Raw genomic sequence first — 497 nt, 5'->3', positions numbered from 1 at the left:
GAACTGGCGCAGCTTTCCCCGTCATGGGCGCAGGACTATGGTTTCGCGCTGGTGGCACAGACGCAGCGCCTGTGGCCGCATCAGCCCGATACCGCCGCGCTGGCGAAACAGTGGCAGCAGCAGGTGGAGGCGAATGCCCTGCCGGAAGCCCGTCTGCAGGGCTGGCATCAGGCGATGGTGCAACTGCAGGCACTGACGAACAGACTCAACAGTACCGATATGCAGCGGGGGAAATACCTGACGGTCTCGGAGCTGAAGTCGTCGGTGTTTGCCATCACGCAGATCCTGAGCCAGAACGTGCCGCTGGAAGAACAGTTACGCCAGCTGTCACAGCAAAAAAATAATGATGGCAGCCAGACTGCGACGGAACAGCAGGCCGCGCAGCATCTTCTGCAGTTGCAGAACCGCTACGCACTGACCGTACAGGCTGGAAAGTTAACCCCATGACACACGACGATAAAACACAACCCGATAATCATTTCTTACTGTGGACGGTG

Annotated in this window: 1 protein-coding gene; it reads left to right on the top strand. The window is 58.4% G+C overall.

From position 1 onward, the window contains the following. On the top strand, nucleotides 1-447 hold a 447-nt coding region (locus tag AAIR21_RS27870), incomplete at its 5' end, for a VasL domain-containing protein (protein ID WP_434682841.1). Nucleotides 448-497 lie beyond the last annotated feature (50 nt).

Source organism: Enterobacter sp. PTB (assembly GCF_051130085.1).
GTDB lineage: Bacteria > Pseudomonadota > Gammaproteobacteria > Enterobacterales > Enterobacteriaceae > Enterobacter > Enterobacter ludwigii.
Note: the sequence above shows the minus strand (reverse complement) of the source record. Positions and strands in the feature narration are given on the sequence as shown.